The organism is Bacteroidia bacterium (assembly GCA_025056095.1).
GTDB lineage: Bacteria > Bacteroidota > Bacteroidia > JANWVE01 > JANWVE01 > JANWVE01.
In genome coordinates, this window is sequence record JANWVW010000267.1 from 1 (window position 1) to 3,388 (window position 3,388).

Annotated in this window: 5 protein-coding genes; 2 read left to right on the forward strand and 3 right to left on the reverse strand. The window is 37.2% G+C overall.

The genetic code is table 11. The annotated features are described in order from the left end of the window. The coding region (locus tag NZ519_13120; protein ID MCS7029696.1) for a YCF48-related protein at positions 1–826 on the forward strand (826 nt) is incomplete at its 5' end. A 94-nt stretch (positions 827–920) separates the two neighbouring features. On the opposite strand, the gene NZ519_13125 is transcribed toward NZ519_13120, so the two are convergent. Genes NZ519_13125 through NZ519_13135 form a run of 3 tightly spaced genes read right to left on the reverse strand, consistent with a single transcriptional unit; the run spans position 921 to position 2,154 of the window. Further along, the gene (locus NZ519_13125) at positions 921–1,553 is read right to left on the reverse strand and encodes a hypothetical protein (GenBank protein ID MCS7029697.1); all 633 of its coding nucleotides are present in this window, start codon (positions 1,551–1,553) and stop codon (positions 921–923) included. Between the two features lie 51 nt (positions 1,554–1,604). Then, positions 1,605–1,826 (reverse strand): hypothetical protein, encoded by a 222-nt coding sequence (locus NZ519_13130; GenBank protein MCS7029698.1) that lies wholly within the window; start codon positions 1,824–1,826, stop codon positions 1,605–1,607. Continuing rightward, positions 1,813–2,154, reverse strand: a complete 342-nt coding sequence (locus NZ519_13135; protein MCS7029699.1) for a hypothetical protein — start codon at positions 2,152–2,154, stop codon at positions 1,813–1,815. Before NZ519_13135 ends, NZ519_13130 begins: the two co-directional genes overlap by 14 nt. Before the next feature lie 266 nt (positions 2,155–2,420). Here NZ519_13135 and NZ519_13140 point away from each other — a divergent pair, with 266 nt between their 5' ends. Further along, positions 2,421–2,906: an N-acetylmuramoyl-L-alanine amidase gene (locus tag NZ519_13140; GenBank protein ID MCS7029700.1), complete on the forward strand. Its 486-nt coding sequence runs from the start codon at positions 2,421–2,423 to the stop codon at positions 2,904–2,906. The last annotated feature ends 482 nt before the right edge of the window (positions 2,907–3,388 follow it).

The following is a 3,388-nucleotide window of genomic DNA, read 5'->3' on the forward strand; positions in this document are numbered from 1 at the left end:
AACACAGCCATTACTCAGCGTCCATTTTGTTAATGCAGCGATAGGATGGGCAGTTGGTTTGGGCGGCACAATTCTAAAAACCACCAACGGTGGCACAACATGGACACCGCAAACCAGTGGAACAACACAGTTGTTATACAGCGTCCATTTTGTTAATGCAGCGATAGGATGGGCAGTTGGTAATAGCGGCACAATTCTAAAAACCACCGACGGTGGCACAACATGGACACCGCAAACCAGTGGAACAATACAGACGTTATACAGCGTCCATTTTGTTAGTGAAACAACAGGATGGGTAGTTGGAAGCGGCAGTTTAATCCTTAAATCAAACTTTGATACTATAGGTATCATTGATGCACTTACCATTATTCCAGAAGAAATCACTATCACAAATACCATAGCTGAACAACCTCTATTAAAAACAACAGTGCCTGCTCATACCCTAAAAAGACAACGTGCTCTTCGAGGAATCATATACATAGAAAATTACTCCAAAAATATCACATCTGTAGGCACTTTTCGATTCAAATTTGGTGGAACAACACTTATTACACTAACAGCAGGAACAGGACAGTTAAATTCGTTGAATGGTATAATTGAATTCTATATCAGCAGTATTACTTCCACATCTCAGCGTGTTACCGCTCGCATTGATCTCAGCCAACAAGGTATCGGAACAAATCTTGCACAATTCCGACAAAAAACATCCGTAACAAGCTCGATCAATACCAACATAGACCAAATTCTTGAAGTTTCATATGAACCATCTGATTCAAATGATTTGCTTACAAGAGGATCAACCCACGTAGAAATTCTTAGAGCATAAAAACTACAAACCAGAACAACAACCTGAGCAAAACAAAATAGTAAAACAACACAGCTCTAATTGAACAAATCAGGATTTCACTGTTCTAAAAAAATCACTTTTTAAACCGGCGTGAAGAAGAAGGTAGTTTACTTTGTTTTTTCTCTATTTCTTGCAACATATCTTGTTTCATTTTTTCCCATTCACTAAGATCTGCAATTTTAACTGCATCTCTTGGGATTAGTCCTGCCCGATCTAAAGCAGTCATAATCATAGAATACACAGAGTCGTAAAAAGTAACCCCTGATTTCATTTTGTATCCCAAGATATTCGCTTGTGCCGTTGTTGACCAGAAAGGTTTATCATCAGACGCATCCTTGCCTCGCTGTAGAAACACTTTGTGAACTTTATTTGGATCAATAACCAATTGCCAATCGTCACCTCGTTTAACCGACTTGATATAAAATACCTTTTCTTTGTTATCGTAGCTTATTTTGAAATTGGGAATCGTTGCCATGACCAACACCGCACGAATTAACGCATTCATTTTGGTTCTTTTGCGTTCACGATCCGCTAGTGTCTCTTCAGGCATCGCTTCAATTTCTTCTTTTATCTGTGAAAATGCCTGTCGCAGTTTTTCCGCAGTTCCTTCCCTTGGCTGTTGAATCAACTCTTTAAATCGTTTAACATCTTCTGGAGTGATTTCAAACGCCTCTAAAAAAATTTTGTAAGACGGAAACCATGTCAAGTGCATCACATTGATCTCCTTTCTTTTTTTTAATCGTTTGAATGGTATCCATTAATTTAGAAAAAACGGAAAAACAACTTCTACGTGATCATATTTGATATAATCTATTCCTTTTTTAACATAAAGCAAGGCAATACGATTTTTCACAATAATTTCTGAAAACCCGTCTCCCTTAAATACTTTTCGGACAGCCCGTGCCATGTCTTTGAGAGAGCGTTTTATATCATCAGACATCAGAGGTTCAAGATATGAAACTGTTTCAAATTTTATCATAGTAACTAAAAACTTGATTCTTTATACTCTCTACTAAGTCATTGTAACTGCCACGCAGGTATTCGTATTTTAAGTCGCAAAGTTTGTCTATCAAAAAATCAGATACTACTTCTGTAGACAGTTCATAACTTTTTTCAGCATCAAACTCTTTAAGAAATGTTCGATAGGTTTCTACAGCAAGATACCCTCCTGCGGAAGCTATAAATTCATGAGAAAAATCTTCAAATTGAATATCTATCCCTTCAATATGAAAAACAATCGAATACGCTAAACTTACTCCCATGAACTCTCCTTTTCCCCATGCAGAATCAAATCGCTTGCGAGGCACACAATAAAAATTTACAATCTGCTCTCCCCACGGAGATACCTTAAATATCAACTTTTTTCTAGATGACCCTAATCGTTTATCCGTATAAACCATGTTTTGTTTAAGATAGATGTGTTAAAGTAAATAAGTTAAAAAAAAATAACACGACATGACACAGTTACAATACGATATGATCACAAAAAAGTTTCAAAAAAAAAAGATATGTTTTCAGTGTATTGTATATTTGCACGTAAAAAATTATCTTGAAAAAGGGAGGAACAAGATATATGAAAAAATTCTTTTGTTTTGCTGGTCATGCTCTTGATCCAAGGACAGGTCGTGGGACAGGGGCACATGCAGGTGACTATGACGAAGCAAAGCTAGCCATTGAGTTACGGAACAGTATTGTGGACAACATTCGTTCAAATTCTGAATGTGTATCGTTTCAAGTTATCAAAGATGACGATTATGAACGGTTGCCTGATTTATCTCGTCGGATAATGAGTTTAGTATCTACTCATGATTTGCTGTTAGATATTCACTGGAATGCTGCAGCAGATACACGGGCAACAGGGATTGAGGCTTATATTCCATCACGCTATTCAAAAACTGAATTGCGTTTAGCAGCAGATTTAGTCGAAGGGTTAGGGAAAATTTTAAAGTTACCCCTCCGAGGAGTTACAGAAGGGCGACGTGGGGTTAAATTGGAACATCACTCTCAACATCCTCAGCTTGCCATGATGCGTCCAAACTGTGAAAATGTTTTTAAATGATTTGAATTTATATTTTTTTTGCCAACTTCTGGCAGAGATACATCCAACCAGTGCCAACTTGTCTTGAAGAAAAAATAAAAGACATTCGTTTTTTCTCCGCTCTACTTCTCATGTGAAACTTCTTTTCTATTCCGTCGTATAAGAAACTATCAACAACATATGTTTAACATAAAACATATGCGTACCATCAAACATAAAGGAAGGAGAACATCGTTATGTCATCACTACTTGAGATCTTGCACACACTTTTATGGGGTTTTTGGGAAGCATGTTCCCCGGTGGTGCAACTTATCATGCGAGTCGCATGGATCATCGTCATGATCTTCTTATGTGCAGTGGTCATATCCCTTATTTCTCAAGCAATCATGTTCATCATCATCGTCATTATCTTCGCTATCGGCATCTATAAAGCAGTGCGTATCTTTATCTAAATAAACACCTAAACGAACATATGATACACACCATCAACAAAGACCTAGATC